Source organism: Lentzea sp. NPDC060358 (assembly GCF_042725365.1).
Classification (GTDB): domain Bacteria; phylum Actinomycetota; class Actinomycetes; order Mycobacteriales; family Pseudonocardiaceae; genus Lentzea.
The window spans coordinates 1-4,344 of record NZ_JBHXCW010000392.1; the positions used below are offsets into that span (position 1 = coordinate 1).

Annotated in this window: 4 protein-coding genes; 3 read left to right on the forward strand and 1 reads right to left on the reverse strand. The window is 74.8% G+C overall.

The annotated features are described in order from the left end of the window. A partial coding sequence (gene wecB / locus ACFWGZ_RS39765) for a non-hydrolyzing UDP-N-acetylglucosamine 2-epimerase (RefSeq protein WP_382456760.1) occupies window positions 1-1,102 on the reverse strand: 1,102 nt, incomplete at its 3' end. 176 nt (window positions 1,103-1,278) lie between these two features. Between wecB and ACFWGZ_RS39770 the strand changes: the two genes are divergently transcribed. Genes ACFWGZ_RS39770 through ACFWGZ_RS39780 form a run of 3 tightly spaced genes read left to right on the forward strand, consistent with a single transcriptional unit; the run spans window position 1,279 to window position 4,204 of the window. After that, window positions 1,279-2,106 carry a hypothetical protein gene (locus tag ACFWGZ_RS39770; RefSeq protein WP_382456761.1) on the forward strand — a complete coding sequence of 276 codons (828 nt, stop codon included), beginning with the start codon at window positions 1,279-1,281 and terminating at the stop codon, window positions 2,104-2,106. Continuing rightward, entirely contained in the window at window positions 2,103-3,047 is a 945-nt protein-coding gene (locus ACFWGZ_RS39775) for a polysaccharide deacetylase family protein (protein ID WP_382456762.1), read from the forward strand. The genes ACFWGZ_RS39770 and ACFWGZ_RS39775 overlap by 4 nt, the downstream gene beginning before the upstream one ends. Beyond that, entirely contained in the window at window positions 3,038-4,204 is a 1,167-nt protein-coding gene (locus ACFWGZ_RS39780) for an O-antigen ligase family protein (protein ID WP_382456763.1), read from the forward strand. The genes ACFWGZ_RS39775 and ACFWGZ_RS39780 overlap by 10 nt, the downstream gene beginning before the upstream one ends. Window positions 4,205-4,344 lie beyond the last annotated feature (140 nt).

Genomic DNA, 4,344 nt, shown 5'->3' on the forward strand with positions numbered 1-4,344 from the left:
CCGCGACGGGCTGGTCGACCAGCCGCCGCACGGCACGGGCGATCCGGGCGGACGGCGAGCCCGTGCCGTAGGGCGAGGCGATCTCCCGCAGTGCCACGCGGTGCGCGGCGACGTCGTCCAGCCACGGCCGGACGGCGTCGCCGACCAGCGGTCCCGGGGGGACGAGAGTGCCGAACGTGCCCTCGATCTCCGGCCGCTCGGTGCTGCGGCGCACGACCACGACGGGGCGCTTGAGCACGCTCACCTCCTCCTGGATGCCGCCCGAGTCCGAGACGACCACCGCGGACCCGTGCGCCAGGGCCAGGAAGGTGCTGTACGGCTGCGGCTCGACGACCCGCACCCCGTGCAGCAGCGCGGAAAGCCCGAACGCGTCCACCCGCGCCGCGGTCCTCGGGTGCAGGGGCAGCACGACCGGCAGCGGCAGAGCGGTCAGCTCGCGCAGGATCGTCTCGAGGGTGCCCGCGTCGTCCACGTTCTCCGGGCGGTGCACCGTGGCCAGCACGTAGCGGTCGCGCGTCAGGCCGAAGCCCGCCAGCACCGCGCTCTCCTCGTCCCGGCCGGGCTGCGCGTGCGCCAGCGCCTCGACGACCGTGTTGCCGGTGACCGCGATGCGGCTGTCCGCGACGCCCTCGGCGAGGAGGTTGTGGCGGTTCAGCGACGTCGGCGCGCAGCACAGGTCCGCCAGGTGGTCGATGACCACGCGGTTGTGCTCCTCCGGCATCGCGCGGTCGTAGCTGCGCAGTCCCGCTTCCACGTGCACCAGCGGGACGTCGCAGGCGTTGGCCGCCAGCGCTCCCGCGAGCGCGGAGGTCGTGTCGCCCTGCACGACGACGGCCGCGGGCCGGTCGGCGGCCAGGACCTCGTCGACGGCCGCGACGGCGCGGCCCAGCTGGTCGCCGCGGCGCAGGCCGCCCAGGCTCAGCTCGTGGAAACCGCCCGGTTCCGGCACGTCGCGGCGGATGAGCGAGTACATCGAGCGGTCGTAGTGCTGGCCGGTGTAGATCATGGTGCACGCGCTGCCGAAGTGGTCGACGAGCGGCGCCAGTTTGATCAGTTCGGGCCTGGTGCCGCAGACGATCGTCACGGTGGTGGTTTCCCGCACGGCCGCAAGCTACTTCATCGCGTGCGGCGTTCTTCCGCGTTCGCGGTCCACGTTCACCCGAAAGCGTTGCCTGGGATATCGCTCGAAAGTGTTGCGGCAGAGGCGTGTCGTAGTGTGCGCGCTCATCTGAGGCGCGCGCCGAAGCGTGTTTCGCCGAAACCAACGGAGAGTCCCGCGTGTCCGGTCATCTGGCGCTTGCCGTGTCCACCGTGCTCTACGGGCTGGGGATAGTCGCGCAGACCGTCGCCGCGCGCAGGGCGGAGGACCGCCCGGGCACCGGGGTGGGGCTGCTCGCGCGGCTCGCGGCGGACCGGGTGTACCTGCTGGGCTTCACCGGTCAGGCGGGCGGCTTCGCGTTCGCCTTCCTGGCGCGGGAGGAGCTGCCGCTCTACCTCGTGCAGGCGGGGTCCTCCTGCGCGGTCGGCCTCGCGACGGTGATCGGCGTGCTGCTGCTCGGCTGGCGGATCCGGCGCGTCGAGGTCGCCGTGCTCGCCGTGATGGCGTGCGGGCTGCTGCTGCTCACGGGCGCGGCCGCGCCGTCGGCCGCGAAGGAGCTCCCGCTCGTCCCCGCGCTCGTGGTGCTGGGCGCGGTGGCGCTGGCCGTGCTCCCGCTGGCGCGCACGGTGAAGGCCGCCACGCCCGTGCTGGCGGGCATCGCCTTCGCGGTGGTCGCCGTGGCCGCCCGCACCGTCGCCGGCAAGCCCCTGCCCGACCTCGTGCTGCACCCGCTGACGTGGGTGATGCTCTTCGCCGCGTTCGCCGGGCAGGCGTGCCTCGCCACCGCGCTGCAGCGCGGCTCGGCCACCTCCGCGGTCGCGTCGATGGACGCCACGACCGTGGTGATCGGCTCGGTCGCGGGCCTGGCGCTGATGGGCGACCGGATCGCGCCGGGACGCGAGTGGTGGGTCGGGCTGGGCGTGCTGCTGGTGGTCTCCGGCGTGCTGGCGCTCGGCTCGGCCCGGCAGCCCGCGCGGGAGCTCGTGGACGCCGGGGGCGAGCGGTGAAGCCCGTCGCCAGCGTGTCGCTGGACCTCGACAACCTCTGGGCCTACCTCAAGACCCACGGCGACCCGGCGTGGGAGCGCAGGCCGAGCTTCCTCGCCTCCGCGGTGCCCCGCCTGCTCGACGTCTTCGGCGAGCAGGGCCTCACGACCACGGTCTTCGTCGTGGGCGCGGACGCCGAACGGGACGACGGCGCGGCAGCCGTCGCGGCGATCACCGCGGCCGGGCACGAGGTCGCCAACCACTCGTTCGGCCACGAGCCCTGGCTGCACCGGTACTCCGCCGCCGAGCTGGAGACCGAGGTCGTACGGGCGGAGCGGGCGATCACCGCCGCCGGCGCACCGGTGCCGGTCGGGTTCCGCGGCCCCGGCTACAGCGTCACCCCGCAGCTGCTGCGCGTGCTCGCCGGACGCGGCTACCGCTACGACGCCAGCGTCCTGCCCACCTGGATCGGGCCGCTCGCCCGCGCCTACCACAACCGCACCGCCGGCGTTTCGGGCGACGCCGCCGACCTCTTCGGCGGGTTCGGCAAGGTCAAGGCCCCCAACGAGCCGTACCGGTGGCGCGCCAGCGGTCTCGTCGAGCTGCCGGTCACCACGATGCCGTTGCTGCGGGTCCCGATCCACGGCGCGTACCTGTTGCAGCTGCACCAGATCTCGCCGCGGCTGGCCCGCGGGTACTTCCGCACGGCGCTGCGGCTGTGCCGCGCCCGCGGCGTCTCCCCGTCGCTGCTGCTGCACCCGACCGACGTGCTCACCACCGCCGAGGCGCCCGGCATGGAGTTCTTCCCCGGCATGGCGGTGCCCGGACCGGCGAAGGTCGCGCTGCTGGGCTGGGTGCTCTCCCTGCTGCGCCGCCACTTCGACGTCGTGGGCACCGGCGAGCACGTCGCCCGCGTCTCGGCGTCCGTGCTGCGGGAACGGGATCCGGTCGCATGTGGCTGACGGTCCTGCTGCGCGTCCTCGCCTGCGGCACGGTCGCGCTGGCCCCGCTGGAGGGGTACCTGCTCGAGGCGGACGGCCGGCTGGCCAAGGTCGTGCCCGCCGCGCTGGTCGGCGTGTGGGTCGTCTCGCTCGCCCGCGACCGCAGGCTGCCCGCGCCGCACCCGCTGCACCTGCTCCTCGCGGTGCTCGCGATCGTGCTGCTGACGACCTCGGCGGTGCACGTCGCCGAACCGTTCACACTGGAGTACCTGGTCCGCTGGGTGCCGTTCCTCGTCATCACGGTGGTGCTCGCCGACGTGGCCGCGCGCGCAGTGCCGGTCCGGGCGCTGCTCGCCGCGGCGGTCGCGGGCGCGGTCGTGGCGGCGGCCGGCGGGCTGGTCAGCCTCGCCGGCGGCGAACTGCGGGCGACCGGGCCGCTGGAGGACCCGAACGACCTGGCGTTCTTCCTGGTGGCGGCGCTGCCGCTGCTGGTGGCGCTGCCGGTGGGGGGCCGCGCGCGGGTCGTGCCGCTGCTGCTGGGCGCGGTGCTGGTGGCCGGTGCCGCGGCGACGTTCTCCCGAGGCGGGGGCATCGCACTGGCCTGCGCGCTCGCCTGGCTCGTCGTCCGCAGGGCGATCCCGGTCCGGGCGGTGGTCGTCACCGCCGCCGTCACGGCTCTCGCGGCGCTGGTGTTCGCGCAGACCGCCCAGGCCGAGCTCTCCCGGGCGTTGCAGGAGAAGAGCCACATCGCGGGCACGAACGCCGACACGCGGATGCTGCGCTGGCAGGCCGCCGCGCGGATGCTGGCCGACGACCCGCTGCTCGGCGTCGGGCCCGGCGGGTTCCGCCAGGGGTACGCGGCGGCCTCGCACAACGCGGAGATCGACGAGCAGACCCCCGTGGCGCACAACATGTTCATCGAGGTCGCGGCCGAGCTGGGGCTGCCGGGGTTCGCGGTGCTGATCGGGCTCGTCGCGCTCGGGTTCGCCGCCGCGGAACGGGCCGTGCGCGTCAGCCGGCGCGAGGCGGTCGCCGTGCAGGCCGCGCTGATCGCCGTCCTGGTCGCCTCGATCTTCCTGTCCGAGCAGTACTACCTGCCGCTGTGGTCGCTCGTCGCCGTCGCCGTCGCGATCGGGCAGCGGGCCCTGGAGGAGAGTCGATGCGCGTCCTGCACGTGATCAGCGAGATGGGCGCGGGTGGTGCCGAGGCGCTCGTGGCCGGCATGGCGAAGGCGGGCGGTGACGTCGGCTGGGAGTCCGCGGTGGCGAGCGGCGGCGGGTTCCGCGCCGAGGCGTTGCGGGAGCACGGGGTCGCGGTG